20 protein-coding genes and 1 other annotated feature are annotated in these 22,644 nt (G+C 37.0%); of the genes, 14 read left to right on the forward strand and 6 right to left on the reverse strand.

Features of this window, described 5'->3' with window-relative positions:
- Positions 1-104 precede the first annotated feature (104 nt).
- On the forward strand, positions 105-2,705 hold the full coding sequence (gene clpB, locus J4P91_RS00090) for an ATP-dependent chaperone ClpB (protein ID WP_207992481.1): 2,601 nt from the start codon (positions 105-107) through the stop codon (positions 2,703-2,705).
- Positions 2,706-2,741: 36 nt separating this feature from the next.
- Here the strand turns inward: clpB and J4P91_RS00095 are convergent, their stop codons facing one another.
- A complete protein-coding gene (locus J4P91_RS00095) occupies positions 2,742-2,924 on the reverse strand; it encodes a YjzD family protein (protein ID WP_017152857.1) in 183 nt (60 codons plus the stop codon).
- Positions 2,925-3,080: 156 nt separating this feature from the next.
- Here J4P91_RS00095 and J4P91_RS00100 point away from each other — a divergent pair, with 156 nt between their 5' ends.
- From J4P91_RS00100 to fabF, 5 genes are all read left to right on the forward strand, one after another.
- Positions 3,081-3,815: an esterase/lipase family protein gene (locus J4P91_RS00100; RefSeq protein ID WP_207992482.1), complete on the forward strand. Its 735-nt coding sequence runs from the start codon at positions 3,081-3,083 to the stop codon at positions 3,813-3,815.
- A gap of 57 nt (positions 3,816-3,872) precedes the next feature.
- Positions 3,873-4,733, forward strand: a complete 861-nt coding sequence (locus J4P91_RS00105; RefSeq protein ID WP_207992483.1) for an NAD-dependent epimerase/dehydratase family protein — start codon at positions 3,873-3,875, stop codon at positions 4,731-4,733.
- Positions 4,734-4,953: 220 nt separating this feature from the next.
- Entirely contained in the window at positions 4,954-5,127 is a 174-nt protein-coding gene (locus J4P91_RS00110; protein ID WP_207992484.1) for a ComZ family protein, read from the forward strand.
- A gap of 118 nt (positions 5,128-5,245) precedes the next feature.
- Positions 5,246-6,178 (forward strand): beta-ketoacyl-ACP synthase III, encoded by a 933-nt coding sequence (fabH, locus tag J4P91_RS00115; protein WP_207992485.1) that lies wholly within the window; start codon positions 5,246-5,248, stop codon positions 6,176-6,178.
- A gap of 29 nt (positions 6,179-6,207) precedes the next feature.
- Positions 6,208-7,446, forward strand: a complete 1,239-nt coding sequence (fabF, locus tag J4P91_RS00120; RefSeq protein WP_207992486.1) for a beta-ketoacyl-ACP synthase II — start codon at positions 6,208-6,210, stop codon at positions 7,444-7,446.
- Between the two features lie 196 nt (positions 7,447-7,642).
- Here the strand turns inward: fabF and J4P91_RS29550 are convergent, their stop codons facing one another.
- Positions 7,643-7,834 (reverse strand): hypothetical protein, encoded by a 192-nt coding sequence (locus J4P91_RS29550; RefSeq protein WP_307802519.1) that lies wholly within the window; start codon positions 7,832-7,834, stop codon positions 7,643-7,645.
- Positions 7,835-7,976: 142 nt separating this feature from the next.
- Here J4P91_RS29550 and J4P91_RS00125 point away from each other — a divergent pair, with 142 nt between their 5' ends.
- On the forward strand, positions 7,977-8,765 hold the full coding sequence (locus tag J4P91_RS00125; protein ID WP_207992487.1) for a DUF2268 domain-containing putative Zn-dependent protease: 789 nt from the start codon (positions 7,977-7,979) through the stop codon (positions 8,763-8,765).
- Positions 8,766-9,124: 359 nt separating this feature from the next.
- Positions 9,125-9,871, forward strand: a complete 747-nt coding sequence (locus J4P91_RS00130) for a YjbA family protein (RefSeq protein WP_207992488.1) — start codon at positions 9,125-9,127, stop codon at positions 9,869-9,871.
- 139 nt (positions 9,872-10,010) lie between these two features.
- Here the strand turns inward: J4P91_RS00130 and J4P91_RS00135 are convergent, their stop codons facing one another.
- From J4P91_RS00135 to J4P91_RS00145, 3 genes are all read right to left on the reverse strand, one after another.
- The gene (locus J4P91_RS00135) at positions 10,011-10,223 is read right to left on the reverse strand and encodes a hypothetical protein (RefSeq protein ID WP_207992489.1); all 213 of its coding nucleotides are present in this window, start codon (positions 10,221-10,223) and stop codon (positions 10,011-10,013) included.
- 76 nt (positions 10,224-10,299) lie between these two features.
- Positions 10,300-11,289, reverse strand: coding sequence for a tryptophan--tRNA ligase (gene trpS, locus J4P91_RS00140; RefSeq protein ID WP_207992490.1), 990 nt, complete (start codon positions 11,287-11,289; stop codon positions 10,300-10,302).
- Positions 11,290-11,647: 358 nt separating this feature from the next.
- Positions 11,648-11,865 (reverse strand) — a binding site (T-box leader).
- A 118-nt stretch (positions 11,866-11,983) separates the two neighbouring features.
- Positions 11,984-12,364, reverse strand: coding sequence for a DUF3899 domain-containing protein (locus J4P91_RS00145; RefSeq protein WP_207992491.1), 381 nt, complete (start codon positions 12,362-12,364; stop codon positions 11,984-11,986).
- A gap of 329 nt (positions 12,365-12,693) precedes the next feature.
- Between J4P91_RS00145 and J4P91_RS00150 the strand changes: the two genes are divergently transcribed.
- From J4P91_RS00150 to J4P91_RS00170, 5 genes are all read left to right on the forward strand, one after another.
- The gene (locus tag J4P91_RS00150; protein WP_207992533.1) at positions 12,694-14,337 is read left to right on the forward strand and encodes a peptide ABC transporter substrate-binding protein; all 1,644 of its coding nucleotides are present in this window, start codon (positions 12,694-12,696) and stop codon (positions 14,335-14,337) included.
- 196 nt (positions 14,338-14,533) lie between these two features.
- Positions 14,534-15,463, forward strand: a complete 930-nt coding sequence (gene opp3b / locus J4P91_RS00155) for an oligopeptide ABC transporter permease (protein ID WP_207992492.1) — start codon at positions 14,534-14,536, stop codon at positions 15,461-15,463.
- Positions 15,460-16,476 carry an oligopeptide ABC transporter permease gene (gene opp3C, locus J4P91_RS00160; RefSeq protein WP_017152843.1) on the forward strand — a complete coding sequence of 339 codons (1,017 nt, stop codon included), beginning with the start codon at positions 15,460-15,462 and terminating at the stop codon, positions 16,474-16,476. Before opp3b ends, opp3C begins: the two co-directional genes overlap by 4 nt.
- A 20-nt stretch (positions 16,477-16,496) precedes the next feature.
- Positions 16,497-17,540: an ABC transporter ATP-binding protein gene (locus tag J4P91_RS00165; protein WP_017152842.1), complete on the forward strand. Its 1,044-nt coding sequence runs from the start codon at positions 16,497-16,499 to the stop codon at positions 17,538-17,540.
- Positions 17,533-18,468, forward strand: coding sequence for an ABC transporter ATP-binding protein (locus tag J4P91_RS00170; protein WP_017152841.1), 936 nt, complete (start codon positions 17,533-17,535; stop codon positions 18,466-18,468). The genes J4P91_RS00165 and J4P91_RS00170 overlap by 8 nt, the downstream gene beginning before the upstream one ends.
- Before the next feature lie 246 nt (positions 18,469-18,714).
- Here the strand turns inward: J4P91_RS00170 and J4P91_RS00175 are convergent, their stop codons facing one another.
- A complete protein-coding gene (locus tag J4P91_RS00175; RefSeq protein WP_207992493.1) occupies positions 18,715-20,106 on the reverse strand; it encodes an MATE family efflux transporter in 1,392 nt (463 codons plus the stop codon).
- A gap of 873 nt (positions 20,107-20,979) precedes the next feature.
- Here J4P91_RS00175 and J4P91_RS00180 point away from each other — a divergent pair.
- Positions 20,980-22,626, forward strand: a complete 1,647-nt coding sequence (locus tag J4P91_RS00180) for a peptide ABC transporter substrate-binding protein (protein WP_207992494.1) — start codon at positions 20,980-20,982, stop codon at positions 22,624-22,626.
- The last annotated feature ends 18 nt before the right edge of the window (positions 22,627-22,644 follow it).

Here is a 22,644-nt window from a genome sequence, read left to right on the forward strand (position 1 = left end):
AGCTAATTTGAAATTCATAATCAAATTCATTGTATAAAAAAGACAATTGACGTATAATCAAATTAAAGGTCAAAGAAAGTCAAACTTTTGGAGGGACTGTAAAGATGGACTTAAATCAAATGACGACGAAAACACAAGAAGCGATTATGAGTGCTCAATCTTTAGCGGTATCTCATCATCATCAAGAAGTAGATACTGTTCATCTATTACTTGCATTGCTGCAGCAACAAGATGGATTAGCAGTACGTATTTTTCAAAAAATGAATGTCAATATAGAACAATTAACGAAAGAAGTAGAAAGATTGCTTCAAAAAAAGCCGTCTGTTACAGGAAGTGGTGTAGAAGCTGGCAAAGTGTATGTGACAAATGCTTTAGGGCAACTACTTGTAAAGGCCGAGGCGGAGGCAAAAAAACTGCAAGATGAATATATTTCAGTGGAACATGTATTGCTCGCATTTTGTGAGGAAAAAGGTGATGTAAATTATATATTTACAAACTTTCGTATTACAAAGGATACATTATTACAGTCTTTAATGGAAGTTCGGGGGAATCAGAGAGTGACTAGTCAAAATCCAGAAGTAACATATGAAGCGTTAGAAAAATATGGTCGTGATTTAGTGGCGGAAGTAAGACAAGGGAAAATTGATCCGGTCATTGGGCGGGATAGCGAGATTCGCCGAGTTATTCGCATTCTTTCTCGTAAAACAAAAAATAATCCTGTTTTAATTGGAGAACCAGGCGTTGGGAAAACTGCAATTGTTGAAGGATTAGCACAACGAATCGTGCGAAAAGATGTGCCAGAAGGATTAAAAGATCGAACAATCTTTGCATTAGATATGAGTGCGCTTGTCGCAGGTGCAAAGTTCCGTGGTGAATTTGAGGAACGTTTGCAAGCTGTTTTAAATGAAATTAAAAAAAGTGAAGGGCGTATTTTATTATTTATTGATGAACTTCATACTATTGTGGGTGCTGGTAAAACAGAAGGAGCAATGGATGCTGGGAATATGTTAAAACCAATGCTTGCGCGTGGGGAACTTCACTGTATTGGAGCAACTACCTTAGATGAGTATCGAAAATATATTGAGAAAGATCCAGCGCTAGAACGTCGTTTCCAACAAGTGTTAGCAGAAGAACCGACTGTAGAAGATACGATTTCTATTTTACGTGGTTTAAAAGAGCGCTTTGAAATTTATCATGGTGTAAATATTCATGACCGTGCGATTGTAGCGGCGTCTGTATTGTCTGATCGATATATATCTGATCGTTTCTTGCCAGATAAAGCAATTGACCTTGTCGATGAAGCGTGCGCAACAATTCGAACAGAAATCGATTCTATGCCAACGGAATTAGATGAAGTAACGCGCCGTATTATGCAGCTGGAAATTGAAGAAGCTGCTTTAGGAAAAGAAACGGATCGTGGTAGTCAAGAACGACTAAAAACATTGCAACGTGAATTATCTGATTTAAAAGAAGTTGCAAATGGAATGCGAGCGCAGTGGCAAAAAGAAAAAGAAGAAATTCATAAAGTTCGTGATTTACGTGAACATCTGGAACGTCTGCGTCGTGAATTAGAAGAAGCAGAAGGAAATTATGATTTAAATAAAGCAGCTGAGCTTCGTCACGGTAAAATTCCAGCAATGGAAAAAGAGTTAAGAGAAGCTGAAGAAGCGGGAACGCATAATGGACAGGAAAATCGTCTATTGCGTGAGGAAGTCAGTGAAGAAGAGATTGCCAATATTGTTTCACGCTGGACAGGAATTCCAGTTGCGAAACTTGTTGAAGGAGAGCGTGAAAAATTACTACGCCTAGAGCAAATTTTATCAGAGCGTGTGATTGGGCAAGATGAGGCAGTTAGTCTTGTGGCAGATGCCGTTCTTCGGGCACGCGCGGGTATTAAAGATCCAAATCGCCCAATCGGTTCGTTCATTTTCTTAGGACCTACAGGTGTCGGGAAAACAGAGCTTGCAAAAACCTTAGCGCAATCTTTATTCGATAGTGAAGAACAAATCATTCGTATTGATATGTCTGAGTATATGGAGAAACATGCTGTGTCTCGTTTAATTGGAGCTCCTCCTGGATATGTAGGTTATGAGGAAGGTGGACAATTAACAGAGGCGGTACGCCGTAAACCGTATTCCGTTATTTTATTAGATGAAATTGAAAAAGCACATCCAGAAGTATTTAACATTTTATTACAAATGTTAGATGATGGACGTATTACAGATTCACAAGGACGGACAGTAGATTTCAAAAATACAGTTATTATTATGACATCAAATATTGGTTCAGGGTATTTATTAGAAGGTTTACAAGAAGATGGTACAATTAAAGAAGAATCAAGAGATCTTGTTATGGGGCAGCTTAGAGGACATTTCCGCCCAGAATTTTTAAACCGTGTGGATGAAATTATTTTATTTAAACCACTTACAACAAATGAAATTAAAGGAATTGTTGATAAAATTGTAAAAGAATTGCAAGGACGTCTAGTAGATCGTCATATATCAGTGGAATTAACAGAAGCAGCAAAAGAATTTGTTGTGGAATCTGGGTTTGATCCGATGTATGGAGCGCGTCCATTAAAAAGATATGTGCAGCGTCAAATTGAAACGAAATTAGCAAGGGAATTAATTGCAGGGACAATTACTGATAATAGTCACGTAGTTGTTGATGTACAAAATAATGAACTAGTTGTTCATGTAGAGTAAAAAAAGAGTTCGGATTACATCCGAACTCTTTTTTTATTAGTGTTGTTCTACTGGTTCGTTTGGAATTGCTGCTGCAATTGCCATTACAAGTACAGCAAGAACAACTGAGAAAATAGACGCTTGTTGGAAATCGTATGTACCGCCAGTCATAGAGCTAATTACATAGCTCATCATATGCACAAGCATAAACGACCAAATAAATGCCCAAATTACACGCATCTTTTCACACCCCTATTCGTTCAATCTGTCCTTATTGTAACACAATTGAAAAAAGAATATAGAAAAAATATTTGTAGATTTTTCAACGCAAATTTGTATTCTGCTCATACATTATAAAGGAGTAGTTTTATGTTTAGAAAATAAGGCGGGAGAATGATGAGTGTTACGGAACGTTTTTTTTACTTAGAACAAGAACCATGTGTTATTTATTTACCAGAGAAGCCCAATGGATTTGGTGTCATGCTTCTTGGTGATTACAATTATTTTATTGAGAATAGTACAAGTTTGTGGACGCAGCATGCGGGGCGCGCTCACTTTCTAAATGGGCTGATAGAGAGTGGGTATACGGTTTTTTCATCTAATTTATATGGGAGACACTGGGGGAATGATCAAGCGGTTCGTTTAGCAAAGCGCTTATATCATGTTGTTATGAGAAAAGAAACATTAAATGAGAAAATTCATATCATTGCAGATGGAATGGGCGCGCTTGTGGCTCTTGAAATGATGAATCAGTACCCAGAATGTGTTCGATCTGTAGTGATGCTGGCTCCGTGCCTAGATTTGCCTGCGCATGTGGAATTTGAAAAAGAGCATAAATTTTTCTATAAAAGGTTAGTGAGAGAGTTAGTGCTTGCGTATGATGTGAAGGAAGCGCAGCTAGAAGCGAAAATTGCTAAGAAGTCATTTTCTTATTTACCTTCTTGTGTGCCTGTGAAAATATTTGTATCTACACAAGAACAAAAAGCGCGTAAGCAATTGTTACGTGAATATGAAAAAAAGCGAATAAATGAGAATTGTGAGACATCACTATCGTTTCATTTACAGCATGTGAAATATAAAATGGTTCAACATACATGTCGTTTCTTTAAAAAATATGAAGAAGATTTATGAAGCTCCAATATACATAGATGAGGAGCTGTTTGTTTAGAGAAAGAAAGGGTTGGTGACATGAAGCGCGTATTTATTATAGGGGCACTTTCATTTGTAGGTTATCATCTTGTAAATAAAATGCTTGCAGAAGAAGTAGAAGTATATGGCCTTGATTTTGCTGATCTGGAAAGTATGTCAAAAGTAAGTGAAGAAAAGTTATTTTTAATTGGACGGAATGATTTGTTTACTTATTCGTCTATAAGAGATGAAGACGGATGGAAGACGATTGAAATTGATAATTTTGATGTGGTTTACTTTTGTTTATGTGAACCGAACAGGCAAAGCGGATTTCGGAATGAACGAATCATTTTACAATATTTGAAGCGTGTTATTCATATGTGCGAAAGAAAACAAGTAAAGCTAAATGTACTTTCTTCTATTGAAGTAGCGAATGTGCAAGATCAATCTGAAAATAAACGATTATTTATGAAAGTAGAGGAAGAAGTGGAGAAGGCGAATATTCATTATAGTATACTTCGTGTTCCAACTTTATACGGACCGTGGCAGCCTTCCTTTATGACATATCACAGGCTTATTCTTTCTGAAATTATGGAGAAGGAATGTCCGCTTGTTCAAAATGAAAATGGAGCGGACCTTCTTTATGTAGAGGATGTGTGTGAATATTTATGGGAAAAAGGCAAAACAATAGAAAATTTAGGTGTATATAATATGGTCAGTGGTAAAAAAAATCTATGGGAAAAAGGAATTACCCTTTTAAATGCCGAGGATAAAGTAGAAAAAACTGTTAAAGAAGTGAAAAGAGAAGAGATAAAGAGTATCTGTATTGTGAAAAATACACCGTTAGAATATGGTTTAAATAAACAACTGAGACATTTAAAACGATATAAAGAGTTATACGAAGAACACAACATATGTTAAACTATACAAATATAAATTGAAAAACCGATATAAAACTTTTTTTAGGTGGGAGAGATGCATAGAAGCCATACCCCATACCAAGTTAAAAACAAAGAGAGAACACGAGTGCAAGTCACCTTTTGTTTTGTAGCACCGACTTATATGTTGAAAAATCAAAAGGAATTTATATAGTGTAGAAGTAAGGAGATTAGTGCTCCTTTGATGGAAAGGATGAAGAAATATGAACGAAAAAAATATGCAGTTTTTACAAATCGCTATGAAACATCTGCCGGAAGCAAAGGCTATTTTGGATGATAATGGGATTGCGCTTGATATGGAAAAAGCGCAACCAGTACTAGAGTTATTAATAAAAGTAATGAATGAAGCATATGAGCTTGGAAAAGCGGAAAGATAAGGTCGACAATATGTCGGCTTTATTTTTTTACTTAGAAATATATTCTAGACAAATAAACATTTATGTTTTAGAATTAGTACCAAGTCATAATAATTGATATAAAACGGAGGGCTGCGGTGTGAACGTAGGCATTTTAGGAATCGGGAGATATGTGCCAGAAAAAGTAGTCACAAATCACGACTTAGAGAAAATCATGGATACATCCGATGAATGGATTCGTACAAGAACGGGAATTGCAGAGAGACGCATTGCCGATGATACAATAAATACTTCATATATGGCAGTAGAAGCTGCTAAGAAAGCACTTGAAGATGCAGGGATTAGCGGAGAACAAATTGATCTTATTTTAGTTGCGACGGTAACGCCAGATCGTTCTTTTCCAGCGGTTGCTTGCGTTATTCAAGAACAAATTGGTGCGAAGCATGCAGCGGCGATGGATTTAAGTGCGGCATGTGCTGGGTTTATGTACGGAATGATTACAGCGCAGCAATTTATTCAAACTGGAACTTATAAAAACATACTAGTAGTTGGTAGTGATAAATTATCTAAAATTGTAGATTGGAACGATCGCAATACAGCAGTGCTATTTGGAGATGGAGCAGGTGCTATTGTAATGGGAGCCGTTTCAGAAGGAAAAGGCATTCTTTCATTTGAATTAGGAGCGGATGGAAGTGGTGCTAAACACCTTTATCAAGATGAATATGTTATGATGAATGGAAGAGAAGTCTTTAAATTCGCTGTTCGTCAACTTGGTGATTCTTGTCTTCGTGTTGTAGAAAAAGCAGGTCTTACGAAAGAAGATGTGGATTTTTTAGTTCCTCATCAAGCAAATATTCGTATTATGGAATCGGCGAGAGAAAGATTAGGTTTACCGCAAGAAAAAATGAGTACAACAATAGAGAAGTTTGGAAATACGTCAGCTTCTTCGATTCCGATTGCTATGGTAGAGGAATTACAAAATGGACGTATCCAAGATGGTGATGTAATCATATTAATTGGTTTTGGCGGCGGATTAACCTGGGGAGCAGTTGCTCTTCGTTGGGGTAAATAAGGACTGAGAGAAAAAGGAGTGTATTTTGTATGGGAAAGAAGCGTGTCGTAATTACAGGATTAGGAGCTGTCACGCCGATTGGAACGGATGTTGAAACAGCTTGGAATAACATTAAAAATGGTGTATCTGGAATCGGACGTATTACACGCATAGATCCAGAATTATTTCCTGCAAAAGTAGCAGCAGAAATTAACGACTTTGAAGTCGAGAAATATATTGAGAAAAAAGAAGCGCGTCGTATGGACCGTTTTACGCAATATGCTGTAGCAGCAGCGAAAATGGCCGTTGAAGATGCGAAATTAGAAATTACAGAAGAAAATGGTCCGCGCATTGGTGTATGGGTAGGATCTGGTATTGGTGGTATGGAAACATACGAGGAACAATTTAAAATCTTTACAGAAAAAGGACCGCGCCGCGTTAGTCCGTTTTTCGTACCAATGATGATTCCTGATATGGCTGCTGGCCAAGTGTCGATTGCAACAGGTGCAAGAGGAATTAATACTTGCTCTGTAACAGCTTGTGCATCAGGAGCAAACTCAATCGGTGATGCTTTTAAAGTCATTCAGCGTGGTGACGCAGATGCGATGATTACAGGCGGAGCAGAAGCACCGTTAACACATATGGCTTTTGCAGGATTCAGTTCAGCTAAGGCGTTAACATTTAATGAAGATCCAGCAACTGCTTGTCGTCCATTCGATAAAAATCGTAGTGGATTTGTAATGGGAGAGGGCGCAGGTATTCTTATACTTGAAGAGTTAGAACATGCATTAGCACGTGGTGCGCGTATTTATGCTGAAATTGTTGGATATGGTGCAACAGGTGATGCGTTCCATATTACAATGCCTGCTCCTGGCGGTGAAGGCGGCGTTCGTGCGATGCGTCAAGCATTAGCAGATGCAGGTCTTCAGCCTGAGGATATTGATTATATTAATGCACATGGTACAAGTACAGATGCAAATGAGAAATACGAAACAATGGCGATTAAAGAAACATTTGGTGAACATGCATATAAAGTGGCGATTAGCTCTACAAAATCAATGACTGGACACTTATTAGGCGCAGCTGGTGCTGTTGAGGCGATTTTCTCTGTTAAATCTATTACAGATGGAGTGATTCCGCCAACAATCAACTATGAAACACCAGATCCAGAATGTGATTTAGATTACGTACCAAACAAAGCGAGACATCAAGAAGTACGCACTGTTTTAAGTAACTCATTAGGATTCGGTGGTCATAACGCAGTATTAGTATTTAAAGCATATAAATAATTGTAGTAAGAGGGTGTTTTGAGAAGTAGCAAAGGGGCTATTTCTTAAAACACCCTTTCTTTTTTTTGGGGGGGAGAGAGCGTCCGTCCGTGCGAGCGGTCAGAGCCTTTTTGAGCCCCATGCCGTATGAAGACAGAAGGAGGGAATGAGTGGGGGATCTGCTTTTGAAAAAAGTGTAAAACAGCATGACTTTATTTTAGTCCCATATTTTAGAAATGAAGCTAATCCCCCAAAGTATGTATGCAAGTTGCGTTACGATGTACATTGAAAATTCAAAACCGGAAAGTTTTCTTTTTAGTTTCATTTTCCTTAAATACAAGTAAAAACAAAATGTAGATAACACTAGTAATAATTGAGAAATTTCATTTATGTTTTCTAATATATTAATATAAAATCAACCCCTTACATAAAATTGTAGGATACACTCCAAGCATATCATAAAAACCATTTCATTTAACATAAATTTCCACATTATCACTTCGCTTTCGTTCTTTTTGTTGCATACATATAGAAGGAAGGGGGGAGTGAAGATGGGGATTATTCAAACGGCAGATTGGTTACATCTTTACTATGGACGTCCAGAAAAACTTTGCGAGAAGTTTACAAAATACATTCCATTGCCAAAAGAAAGATTGTACCGTTTTTTAATTTCTAAAGGTATGTACCGTCCGGTATTAGATGGAGAAAAAGAAATTGGACAGTTAGAGGAAAGGCAGATTTGGAAAGAGCTTGCCAAGGAGTATGAAGAACTTAAGGATTGGTTACAAGGCCCGGATGTTCCTGTCTTTATTTTATTATCAGATCCATATAATCGTACTGTACAAGCGGAATATAACGGGAAAGCTGGCTTAACAATGCGTCATGTGATTTTTTTGTTTGTATGCGGACGAAATACAGCGAAAGAATTAAAAGCATTACTTACGCATGAATATCATCACATATGTCGGTTACACCAAATTGAAAAGAAAGAAAAGGACTATACATTACTTGATACGATTATTATGGAGGGATTAGCAGAGCAAGCGGTGTACGAAAGACACTCAGAAGTGAATTATGCACCGTGGACATCATACTATACAAAAAAGGAAGCGGTTCATTATTGGGAGAAGGTTGTAAAAAAGAAAAAGGATATTAAGAGAGGAACAAGGGAGCATGATTGTTTACTAAATGGAATGCAAATGTACCCAAAGATGCTTGGATATGGCGTCGGATTTCATATTGTAAAAGATTGTGTGGAGTTTGAAAAAGACAATACGCTTTCTTTATTATCTATGGATGCCATACGTATATTAAATAAAGCGAATGCGTTTACTGCTTAAGATCCTTAATTAGAAATAGGTGATGAATAGAAAAAACTTGGCGCTGCCAAGTTTTTTTGCATGATGAAAATGAAAGTAAGAAGTAGTGAAGAAATAATATATAACGAGAGAAAACCTAATTTTCAGGTGGAAGAGAGCGTCCGTCCGAGCGTAGGAGCGGTCAGTGCTTTTTTCGCCGTGCCGTGTGAAGACAGAAGGAGGAAATGAGTGGAAGTCTGTTATTGTTTTCATAGCCGCGACTTATATGTCGGAAAATCAAAATGGATATATGTGTAGAATATATTTCCTTTAATGGAATAAAATCTACAAAAAATGAACATAATGAGATGTACAAACAGTAGTGAAGTGAGGGGTAGAAAATGTTATATCTACATGATGTATGGGTAAATTGGTTTGAAGGTGAAGAAAATGGGTATAACGTTTGTCATTTTTACGAATGGCGGAAGGATGATACGATCGAATTATTAGATCAAGTGCCATTATTAAAAGTAGATTCCACATTATATCATTACATCGAGAACGAATTATTGGAACTTCCGCAAAAACTATTGGAAGACGTACATCATAAGGCATATATTCGTAAAAATCACGAGCGTTTGCAACAAGAGTATTGTTTTGTTGTTACAGATGGAAAAGGAATTATTGCAGTAGATTCAATTGGGTACAATATACCGATTCGAAAAAGTAGGCTTATTCCTCGTCAAGAACAGATGGTATATGAGATGGTGGAAAATGTTAAAGCAGAAAAGTATGAGTTTCAAATCGAAGAATCACAAAAAGAACATCATATTTTATCGCCATCGCCATATATTATGAATGGCTTAACTCGTAAAGAACGACAATTAAAACAATTGCTTTTTATGGCGTTAGATCAACTACATACAACGAAAAATCCAGCTGAAATCCGCTATTGGTATACAGAATGGGATCCATCTGCATATGGGACTGTTCAACATATGAAATTTGAAGATGTATGGGAGCGCCTCTATGAGGAAGCGAAATATGGCTGGTCAGAGAAGCATGAACAGCTATGTGAACGCCTTGTAAAAGGGCAACCATTCTTTGAAAAGCTATGGGAAATGGAAAATGAACAAAAGGTAAATTAAAAAATCCGCCAAATTTGGCGGATTTTTTTATTTAGTTTATTTTTAGCTTTTTGATATAATCCAGCTCCAGCGGCAAGCTCTTCGTGTCTAAGAACCTTCTGCATAAGAAGGCAAAAAACGCCTTCTATGCAAAAGAACCTTAGCCAGTCAGAGCTGAACGAGCCGCTTCCGCTTTTTGATATAATCTAGCTTCAACGGCAAGAATGCTCGGTGGCTTCGCGCCTTCCTGCGAGGCAAAAAGCGCCTCTACGTCAGGAGCTCCATCCCCCTCACATTCTAAACGAGCCGCTTCCGCTTTTTGTAGTAATCCAGCTCCGGCTCCTAGCCCTTCGCGTCTAAGAACCTTCCCCACAAGAAAGTAAAAAGAACCTTCTGTGGGAAAGAACCTTAGCCACCCAGGGCTAAGCAGTCGCCTCCGCTTTTTGTTATTACCTACGCTTTCTGCTTAATCCCATTGCGTTTTCTACTTTTCGTAGTTGTTTGAATGCAACGCGGTTTGCTTTTTCAGCACCTTTGTCAAGGATTTCATCTAATTCAGGAGAGTTAATGAGTTCATTATATTTTTCTTGAATTGGACGAATTGCTTCTACGACTACTTGAGCTAAGTCGCCTTTAAAGTCGCCGTATCCTTTTCCTTCATAGTGAGCTTCTAGTTCTTCAATTGTTTTGCCTGAGAATGAAGAGTAGATTGTTAATAAGTTGGAAATACCAGGTTTGTTTTCTTTGTCGTATTTTACAATGCCATCGGAATCAGTTACGGCACTTTTAATTTTCTTTTCAATTGTTTTTGGATCGTCAAGCATACTAATCATTGATTTTGGATTTGGATCAGATTTACTCATTTTTTTCGTAGGTTCTGTTAATGACATAACACGTGCGCCTACTTTTGGAATGCGAATCTCTGGAATTGTGAAAATTTCACGGAAACGTTTATTGAAACGCTCTGCTAAATCACGAGTTAATTCCATATGTTGTTTTTGATCGTCGCCAACTGGCACAATCTCAGTATTGTAAAGTAAGATGTCAGCTGCCATTAATGGTGGATACGTAAGTAATCCAGCTGGAACAGATTCTTTGCCAGATGATTTATCTTTATATTGCGTCATACGTTCTAATTCTCCGACATATGCGATAGATTGCATAATCCATCCTAGTTGAGCGTGCGCTGGCACTTCTGATTGCACAAATAAAGTTGATTTTTCAGGGTCAATGCCACAAGCGACATATAGTGCAGCGAGGCTACGGATGTTTTTACGAAGCTGTACAGAATCTTGAGGGACTGTAATTGCATGTTGGTTTACAATGCAGAAATAACAATCATGTTCGTTTTGTAATTCTGTAAATTGTTTCATTGCTCCTAAATAGTTTCCAAGCGTAATTGTTCCGCTTGGTTGAATACCAGAAAAAATAACTGACATAAATAACTCCTCCTTGAAATTTGTATGTATTGTTGAAGAGTGGGGAAGTAGGTTAATACGAGCCGCTTCCGCTTTTTGTTGTAATCCAGCTCCGGCTCCTAGCCCTTCGTGTCTAAGAACCTTCCACACGAGAAGATAAAAAGCACCTTCTGTGTGAAAGAACCTTAGCCACCCAGGGCTAAGCAGTCGCCTCCGCCTTTTGAGTAATCCAGCTCCAGCGGCAAGAATGCTCGGTGGCTTCGCGCCCTCCTGCGAGGCAAAAGGCGCCTCTACGTCAGGAGCTCCATCCCCCTCGCATTCTAAGCGAGCCGCTTCCGCTTTTTGATATATACAAAAAAGCCCATTCATCCCAAATGTATATAGGGACGAATGGACCGCGGTACCACCCTAATTATTTCACAAATAGTGAAATCTCTTTTATCCATTATAACGCCTGGATGTAACGCCAAAGCCTACTTCTTTCGGTTCGGTTTGGTGCTCAAAAGCCCATTCCATACTGTACAATTACTTGTTCACACCGACCACAAGCTCTCTGAAATTGCTGCAATATGTACTCTTCTTTCTCATCGCATACATATGAATTTATTATAACCTAGCTCTAATTCTTAACTTTTAACAGTTAAGAGAGCCATTTGCGCTTTTTATAATAAAATGTTTTGCAAATTATTATATCATATGGAAAATCGTTTGCAAACTACAGCAAAATAGTAAAGCTAATGACTGTAGAGATGAGGCCTAAAAGAACACCTGTAATGCAGAAGGGGTATGTCCATGCGAAAGAATACGTTTTATATATTCTTTCTTTTTTATCTATTTCGGATTCTTCCTCTTCAATTAAAGATTCTACTTTTTTATTTGTTCCAAATACTTTTTGGAAAGCGTACATCGTTATATTGAAAAATCCACATTGAAATAGAAATAAAAAACCACCTAAAATAATAAAAAATAACGCAATATAAAACATAATATTGACAAAATTCAGCAAATATTGCGCTGGAAATAGGAATGCGCCAATACTAGAAGCGATTAATGCCAATAATATTAATATGCAAGTGCGGAAATAAAGTTTATTCAAAATCTTCCCCTCCTTCAAAATATTACTAGAATTATTATACTATAAAAGTTATAATGAGTACTAGAAATAATTATTTGAAAATTATACGCAATTCTGCATTTTATTTCAATATGATAGGAGCAATGTTAAGGTATCCCTTTACAGAAAATATAAAAAATAAATATTTTATTAAAAATTTTAACAAAAAAACAAAAAACTATATTCACAATCGTCGTATTATATGTATAATGAAAATTGTAGAAACTTGGAGATTATTCTTGCAATTCTGCTTTTTGACAAGTGAGGGTACAGGAAGTGCATTAGGGGAGGCTGTACAACATGAAGAAAAAATGTCGCTATTACTTGCATCGACATTGACTGCAAGTATGTTACTTGGGGCTTGTGGATATCAAAAAGAGGATACCAAAGCAAAAGGAAAAGAAAAAGAGAACAGCAGTAGTAATGGAAAACAAATTATTAATTTGACGGAAGTGTCTGAAATTCCGACAATGGATGCATCTATGACATCTGATTCCTCGTCTTCAATGGTATTAAACAACACAATGGAAGGATTATACCGTGTTGGAAAAGACCAAAAGGCAACACCAGGCGTAGCGGAATCTTATGAGAAACTTGAAGATGGCAAGAAATATATCTTTAAATTACGAAAAGATGCGAAATGGTCAAATGGAGATCCTGTAACAGCACATGATTTTGTTTATTCTTGGAAACGTGCAGTGAATCCAGATACAGGTGCTACATATTCTTATATCATGTTTGATATTAAAAATGCAGAAAAAATTCATAAAAAAGAATTACCAGCTACGGAATTAGGTGTAAAAGCAATTGATGATTATACATTAGAAGTAGAATTAGACAATCCTGTTCCTTACTTTGTTGATTTAACAGTTTATCCTGTTTTCTATCCATTAAATGAAAAGTACATACAATCACAAGGGAATAAATTTGGTTTAGAGGCAAATACAACACTTTATAATGGACCATTTGTACTGAGTGAATGGAAACATGAAAGCAGCTTCCAATTTAAGAAAAATCCATCATATTGGGGTAACAAAACAGTTAAACTGGAAGAGGTCAACTTTAATATCGTTAAGGACACAGCAACATCTATAAACTTATATGATACAAATGCAATTGACCGTGTTGGTTTAACATCTGAATTTGTAGACAAGTACAAATCAAGTTCAGAATTTAAAGCAACGAAAGAAGCTGGAGTCGCATATCTACGTTTCAATCAAGGAAATAAATTTTTAGCAAATAAAAATTTACGTAAGGCCATTTCGATGTCCTTTGATCGTGAAAATATTGCTAAAGTTATCTTAAATAATGGAGCTATACCGGCCTATGGATTTGTTGGAAAGGATTTTGCTGAAGGACCTAATAAGAAAGACTTCCGTGCTGAAAGTGGAAAGCTTGTTGAAACAAACGCAAAAGAAGCAAAAAAATTGTGGGAAACAGCCAAAAAAGAGCTTGGTACAGATAAGGTTGAATTAGAGTTATTGAATTTCGATAACGAAGATTCTAAGAAAATTGGTGAATTCTTAAAAGGCGATATCGAAAAGAATTTACCAGGAGTGACAATCAAGATTAAGCATCAACCATTCGCTCAAAAAAATAAATTAGAGGATACACAACAATATGATATTTCCTTTGGTATTTGGAATCCAGACTATCCAGATCCAGTTTCATACTTAGATATGTTTGTTACCAATGGTACACAAAATAAAACAGGATATTCAAATCCAAAATATGATGAATTAATTTTAAAAGCAAAAACAGATACGAAAGATTTACAAGCTCGTTGGGACAATCTTTTACAAGTTGAAAAAATATTAATTAAAGAAGATACGGTGATTGCACCAATTTTCCAAAAAGGAACATCGTATTTGCAAAAAGGTGCCGTAAAAGATATTGTCAAACATAATTATGGTGGTAGATTCTCCTTTAAATGGGCATCTGTTGAGCAAAACTAATTATTATCCCGCTATTTGCGGGCTAATAATCAGAGGGGGATGAAGAAAACCACCGCTGATTAAAGTTTCACTTTATTCCATCGTTTACAAGGGTATATGCTTATGATGGGCATGTGCTCTTATTTTAAAAAAAATAAAAGTAAGAATATTTCAAACTATCTTATTGCTTTTGAGAAAAATGGGGAGGTGCTTGACGATGGGACGTTATGCATTAAAGCGTTTCGTGTACATGGCTTTGACATTATTTTTAATTACTACGCTGACATTCTTTTTAATGAAATTACTGCCGGGTTCTCCACTTAAAAACCAGGAGAAATTATCTCCGGCACAAAAAGAAATCATTTTAGAAAAATATGGTTTGAATGATCCAGTACCAGTTCAGTATGCACGCTATTTAGGAAACTTAGCAAAAGGTGATTTAGGAGTATCATTCCAGTACGATAACCGTCCAGTATCAGACATGATTATTGATCGTATTGGACCATCAGCGCAGCTTGGTTTACAAGCGATTCTTTTAGGAACATTTATAGGTTTAATCTTAGGGATTATCGCAGCACTTCGTAATAATACATGGGTGGATTACGGAGCAACCGTTATTTCTGTACTCGGGATGTCGGTACCATCATTTGTATTCGCAGCATTATTACAATATTTTGTAGGTGTAAAACTTGGATGGTTCCCAGTAGCATTCTGGAAAGGCCCTGAATTTACAGTCATGCCTACCGTCGCATTATCGATGGCAGTTATCGCAACGATTGCTCGTTTTGCTCGTGCAGAGTTAATCGAAGTTATGCAAGCTGATTACATTTTAACAGCAAAAGCAAAAGGGATTAGTCAAGGTGTCATCATTGTAAAACACGCACTTCGTAACGCGTTGATTCCAGTTGTTACAATTTTAGGACCAATGGTCGCAGCCTTAATTACAGGAACGCTTGTTATTGAGCAAATTTATGCTGTACCTGGACTTGGGGAGCAATTCGTTAAATCGATTCAATTGAATGATTATACAGTTATTATGGGAACAACAATTTTCTATAGTGCAATCTTTATTTTAGTAATTTTCATTGTTGATATTTTATACGGAATTATTGATCCTCGTATTCGTTTAGCGGGAGGGAAAAAATGATGAAAGACGTACAAAAATTATCTCCAGATTTATTTCAACCAGCCAATCGAAGCAATGTTGATAATGAAGTCATTGCCCGTCCGAGCTTAACGTTTTGGCAAGATGTAAGAAGACGTTTGTTTCAACATAAAGGAGCAATGTTTGGTCTTGTATTACTTATCCTTATTACGCTTTTAGCAATCTTTGGACCGATGGTAAGTAAATATTCTTATAAAGATCAAGATTTAGGACGTGCAAAAATGCCGCCGAAAATTCCAGTATTAGAAAACATTCATTGGCTACCATTTGATGGTACGGATCAATACGGCGTTGATCAATATGAAAAACGTGATATTAAAGAGTACTTCTGGTTTGGTACAGATGATCTTGGTCGTGACCTTTGGACAAGAACATGGGAAGGAACGCGTGTATCATTATATATCGCTCTTTTAGCAGCGGCAATTGACCTAGTAATTGGGGTTGCATACGGGGGTATTTCAGCGTTCTATGGCGGACGAGTGGATAACATCATGCAGCGTATTATGGAAATTATTAATGGTATTCCGTATTTAATTATCGTTATTTTGATGGTAATTATTATGGGTTCAGGTATTTGGTCAATTACACTTGCGATGGCAATTACAGGTTGGATTGGAATGTCACGGATTGTACGTGGACAAGTATTAAAATTGAAAAACCAAGAATATGTATTAGCATCTCGTACATTAGGTGCAACGAACACGCAATTAATTGTGAAGCATTTAATTCCGAACGTAATGGGACCAATTATCGTTATGACAATGTTCACAATCCCTTCAGCGGTGTTCGGCGAAGCGTTCTTAAGCTTTATCGGACTTGGTATTCAGCCGCCATTAGCGTCTCTTGGTTCTCTTGTAAATGATGGATACAAATCAATTCAAACATATCCACATATGATGTTCATCCCTGCGGTTGTCATCAGTATGTTAATTCTAGCATTTAACTTAATGGCAGATGGATTACGCGATGCGTTAGATCCAAAAATGCGTAAGTAAACAAGGAAGGAGAAGTGAAAATGAAAACATTGTTAGAGGTAAAAGATTTACAAGTCTCCTTTGATACACATGCTGGTGAAGTACAAGCTGTTCGCGGCGTTACATTTGATTTGAAAAAGGGAGAAACATTAGCGATTGTAGGAGAATCTGGTTCTGGGAAATCGGTTACTTCAAAAGCGCTAATGGGATTAATCCCTAATCCTCCAGGACGTATTAAAAATGGAGAAATTGTATTTGATGGTCGTGATTTAACAAAATTAACGGAAAAAGAAATGCAGCAAGTACGCGGGAAAGAGATTGCAATGATTTTCCAAGATCCGATGACATCATTAAACCCAACGATGACAATCGGTAATCAAATTATGGAAGGTCTTATTAAACACCAAGGAATGAGCAAAGCGGATGCTCGTAAAGTTGCTTTAGAGCTTCTTGACCTTGTTGGAATTCCAAATCCAGAAGCACGGTTAAAACAATACCCGCACCAATTCTCTGGTGGTATGAGACAACGTGTTGTTATTGCGATGGCGCTAGCTTGTAATCCGAAGTTATTGATTGCCGATGAGCCGACAACAGCACTTGATGTTACAATTCAAGCACAAATTTTAGAGCTTATGAAGGACATTCAGCAAAAAACAGAAGCGGCAATCATTTTCATTACGCATGATTTAGGTGTAGTGGCAAACGTTGCCGACAGAGTTGCTGTTATGTATGCTGGTAAAGTTGTTGAGATTGGTACGGTTGATGAAATTTTCTACAATCCAAAACATCCATATACATGGGGATTAATCGCATCTATGCCAAGTTTAGATGGTTCAGAAGAAGAGTTATATGCAATTCCTGGAACGCCTCCAGATTTATTAAAACCGCCAAAAGGGGATGCGTTCGCACCACGGAACCCACAGGCGCTAAAAATTGACTTTGAAATGGAACCACCATTATTTAAAGTCAGTGATACACATTATGCGGCAACATGGTTACTTCACGAGCAAGCGCCAGAAGTACAACCGCCAGAAGTCGTTCAAAAACGAATTCTTCAAATGAAGGCAGGTGAACAACATGACTAATCAACGTGAAAAATTAATTGAAGTAAAAAATGTGAAGCAACACTTTAACGTGAGTGGTGGTGTTGTAAAAGCGGTCAACGATATTTCATTTGATATTTACCGCGGTGAGACATTTGGGCTTGTAGGAGAATCTGGTTGCGGAAAATCAACAACTGGAAGAACGATTATCAGGTTATACGATGCGACTGCTGGGGAAGTGTTGTTCGATGGTGAAAACGTACATGGTAAAAAATCACGTGCAGAATTAAAGAAATTTAACCGTAAAATGCAAATGATTTTCCAAGATCCATACGCGTCATTAAATCCTCGTATGACAGTTGGAGATATTATTGCAGAAGGTATTGATATTCACGGTTTAGCAAAAAGTAAAAAAGAGCGTATGGATCGTGTGCATGAATTATTAAACACAGTTGGGTTAAATAAAGAGCATGCTAACCGTTTCCCGCATGAGTTCTCTGGTGGACAACGTCAACGTATCGGAATTGCCCGTGCACTTGCGGTAGAACCAGAATTTATTATTGCCGATGAACCAATTTCAGCACTTGACGTATCCATTCAAGCGCAGGTTGTTAACTTATTGAAACAACTGCAAAGAGAAAAAGGTTTAACATATCTATTCATTGCCCATGATTTATCGATGGTAAAATACATTAGCGATCGTATTGGTGTTATGTACCGTGGGCAAATTGTTGAATTAACAAGTAGTGATGAGTTATACGAGAATCCAATTCATCCGTATACAAAATCACTATTATCAGCAATTCCACTTCCGGATCCAGATTATGAACGCAATCGTAAGCGTATTGTATATGATCCATCTCAGCATCAATATGGAAATGAAACACCTACTATGCGAGAAATTCGTCCGGGACATTTTGTTCTTTGTTCTGAAGCAGAATACAAGAAATATAAAGAAATCTATCAATAATAGAAAAGAAGCGGCCTTTATGGCCGCTTCTTTTCTATTATATACAAATTGAAAAACTGATAGAAAACCTTTTCTTTTAGGTGGAAGAGTGAATCCGTCCATGCATAGAAGCGGTCAGAGCTTTTTTCGCCCCATGCCGAGTGAAAACAAAAGGAGAGAATCTTTCATAGCAGCAACTTGTATATTGAAAAAACAAAATAGATATATATTATTATAGTGTTACAAAAGTAGCATATATGATTCACATTAGGCTTGAATAGACGCCGGCTCCTCTGTAGATTCTGGCTTAACAAGCGCATAATTTTCCCAAGCTCTACTTCTCCAGCGGAAGAACATAATGATGGCACGCGTCCATTCATCAATCGCGATGGCCAACCAAATGCCGGGCAGCCCCATGTCTAAATAAAACACAAAAAAGTATCCGAGTGGTAAACTCATTAATACCATTGAGAATGCTCCAATTAAAACCGGATATTTTGCATCACCTGCTGCGCGTAGTGAATTAATGATGACAATATTCATCGTACGACCGGTTTCTAACATAATGCTTAATAAAAGTACGGTTGCTCCTAGAGCGATGACATGAGGATTATCTGTAAATAATTCCATTAATTGAATGCGAAATGTTATGACGAGAATGACCATACATAACGTAACACCAATGGCCCACTTTACGCTTTTCCACACACGTACATATGCTTCGTCTTTCTCATTCCCACCGACTAAACGCCCAACAATGATTGCTGTTCCCATTCCAATGGCAATAGCGAATAGGTAAGTGAACATTGAAATATTTGTTGCGTATTGTCTTGCAGCTAATGATTCTGCTCCTAAGTAGGTCGCGTAATATAAAAAGACAATTTGACATGCTTGATACATAACTTGCTCAAAAGCCGATGGAATACCAATTTTTAAGATTTTGCCGATATATTCTTTTGATAAAGTAATGTAGTAGTTCAGTTTCACGCGATATTCCATGACGCGGTACAGTAACCAGAAGAAGACAATCAATGCGATAAAACGGCTGAAAGCTGATGAAATGGCCGCACCTTGAACGCCCATTTCTGGAAAACCGAATTTCCCGAAAATAAGTACATAGTTTCCAGCAATATGAAAAAGATTCATTCCTAATGAAATAAACATTGCTTGTTTCGTAAATCCGTGTACACGAATAATTGCAGCGAGTGAATTGATAATCGCTTGAAGAAAGATCGCTCCTCCAACAATCGATAAATAATTTTGTGCGTAAGCTAATACATCACCTTGTAAATTCATGGCAGTCATCATATGTTTTGAGAATAAAAGAAAACCGGCGCTTATAACGAGCCCGACTCCTAAGTTTAAAGTGACTGCCAGTGCTGATATTTTGGATGCTTCCATATATCGTTTAGAACCGAGGTACTGGGATACAACAATTGCAGCACCATTTCCGATTACCTCTAGTACTAATATTGCAATGTGGAGATATTGATTCGCAGCTCCAACACCTGACACCGCATCATCTGATAGTGCACTTAACATAAAAGTATCAGCAATTCCCATTAACATAAAAAGAAAAACTTCTAAAAAGATGGGCCACGTTAAGAAGAATAAATTTAATTTTTCTCCCTGCCCTTTTTTGGACGTAATCTCTGTCATATCATCCCCCACTTTACGATATCCTTTTTAAACAAAATGTATCTTAACACACTTTAGTAACACTTGCATTCATTTTGGAACTTGGTTAACAAATATATATTTTCATACGTAAGTACAAATTGAAAAAAACGAAATATAACCTTTCTTTTAAGGTGGGAGAGAGCATCCGGCCATGCATAGAAGCGGTCAGATCCTTTTTCTGCCCCATGCAAAGTTAAAACAAAGAGAGAAAACGAGAGCAGGTCACCTTTTGTTCTTCGGGGCAGCGATTTATCCCGCTATTTGTGGGCAGTAAGACTCCCGCTTCAAAATTCGGCGAAAGTATTGTCCAGCTCTAGCGGCTAGAATCTCCGGTCGTTTCGCTCCCTCGGACGAGGCAAAAAGCGCTTCTCTGTCGGGTGCTCCAACGTCCTGCGATTTTGAGCGAGCCGCTTCCGCTTTTCTAAAGAAGTTAGGTGAGAGATAAACTGCCCATAAAAGTCCGATTGGTGAGGGCTAATAATCAGTGGGGGATGGAGAAAACCTCCACTGATTAAAGTTTCACTTTATATGGGATTCATGCAAAAAAATGATAGGAATTCTGCAGATTCTATCGAAAGAATGATGTATAGCAAAGGAGGATAATTATACAAAAGATATTATCAGATATAAAGTTAATTATATTCTGATAATTTATATAATTATAAAAATAGTTACAATTGGTATTTGGATAGATAAATAAGCAACATAAAATGTTGACAGAAAATTTTAATAAGATAGAAAAATAAATATACAAAGAATATATTTATGTGTATAATATTAATTATTAGAATATACATATATTCCTTTCTGTTCGAAAATGAAAGGGCTAACATTTTTAGGAGGGGTAGCAGAATGAAGAAAAAAACACCAGTTTTCGTAGCATCGACATTAGCAGTGAGCATGATTTTAGGAGCATGTAGTTATCAAAAGGATGAGCCGCAAGCGAACGCAAAAGGGGAAAGTGGCAAGAGTAACGGGAAGCAAGTGATAAATTTAACGGAAACACAGGAAATTCCAACAATGGATCCAGCGCTATCAGCTGATGCTGTTTCCTCAAAAGTAATGAATAATACAATGGAAGGATTATACCGCCTTGGTAAAGGGGACAAACTCGTTCCAGGTGTAGCAAAATCAAGTGAAAAATCAGCAGATGGGAAAAAGTATACATTTAAATTACGTGAAGATGCAAAGTGGTCAAATGGAGATCCTGTGACAGCGAAGGACTTTGTATACGCTTGGCAACAAGCGATTAATCCAGATAAAGCAGCAGTATCAGCATATATTATGTTTGATGTTAAAAATGCACAAAAAATTAATAAGAAAGAAATGACACCAGATCAATTAGGTGTAAAAGCCGTTGATGATTATACATTAGAAGTAGAATTAGAGCATCCAGTTCCTTATTTTGAAAATTTAATGATTTATCCACTATTTTATCCTGTAAATGAAAAGTATGCAAAAGAGCAAGGGGATAAGTTTGGTCTAGAGGCAAACACAACGCTGTATAACGGACCATTTGTATTAAGTGAATGGAAGCATGAAAGAAGTTTCCAAATGAAGAAAAATCCATCATATTGGGATAATAAAGAAGTTAAACTAGAAGAAGTGAATTTTAATATTGTAAAAGACTTGGCAACAGCAATTAATTTATATGATACAAAAGCGATAGACCGTGTTAATTTGAGATCTGAGTTTGTTGATAAATATAAAGGGAATTCAGATTTTAAGACTGAAAATGAAGCTACTGTATTCTTCCTTCGTTTCAATCAGAAAAACGAAGCTTTAGCAAATAAGAATATACGTAAAGCAATTTCTCTTGCCTTTGAGCGTAAACCGTTTGTGGAGACGATTTTAAATAATGGTTCTACTGAAGCAACAGGATTGATTCCAAGTAAATTTATTACAGGACCAAATAAAAAAGATTTTCGGGCTGAAAATGGAGATTTAGTTAAAGCAAAAGTAACAGAAGCGCAGAAATATTGGAAAGCAGGCAAAAAAGAATTAGGTAAAGATAAGATTGAAATTGAGTTATTAAATGAAGATGTAGATTTATCTAAGAAAACAGGAGAATATTTAAAAGGGGAGTTAGAAAAGAATTTACCAGGGTTTACGTTAAAAATTAAGCAACAGCCATTTGCACAAAAGCTTAAATTAGAAGAAAATGGAGATTACGAAATGACGTTTGCTGGATGGAGCCCAGACTTCCCAGATCCAGTTACTTATCTTGATCTTTTCATCACAGATGGTGCACAAAATAAAATGAAATATTCTAATCCGAAGTATGATGAAATTATTATGAAGGCAAAAACGGATGGCAGTGATGTAAAGGCTCGCTGGAATAGTTTACTCGAAGCAGAAAAAATGCTTATGGATGATGCGGCAATTGCTCCTGTATATCAACGTAGCATGGCTTATTTAGAAAGAGAAACAGTTAAAAATATTTATAAGCACAATTATGGCGGAGAATTAAGCTTCAAATGGGCTTCTGTAGGAAAATAATAAAAAAAGAAGCAGGAG

The organism is Bacillus sp. XF8 (assembly GCF_017498755.1).
In the GTDB taxonomy this organism is placed as follows: Bacteria; Bacillota; Bacilli; order Bacillales; family Bacillaceae_G; genus Bacillus_A; species Bacillus_A bingmayongensis.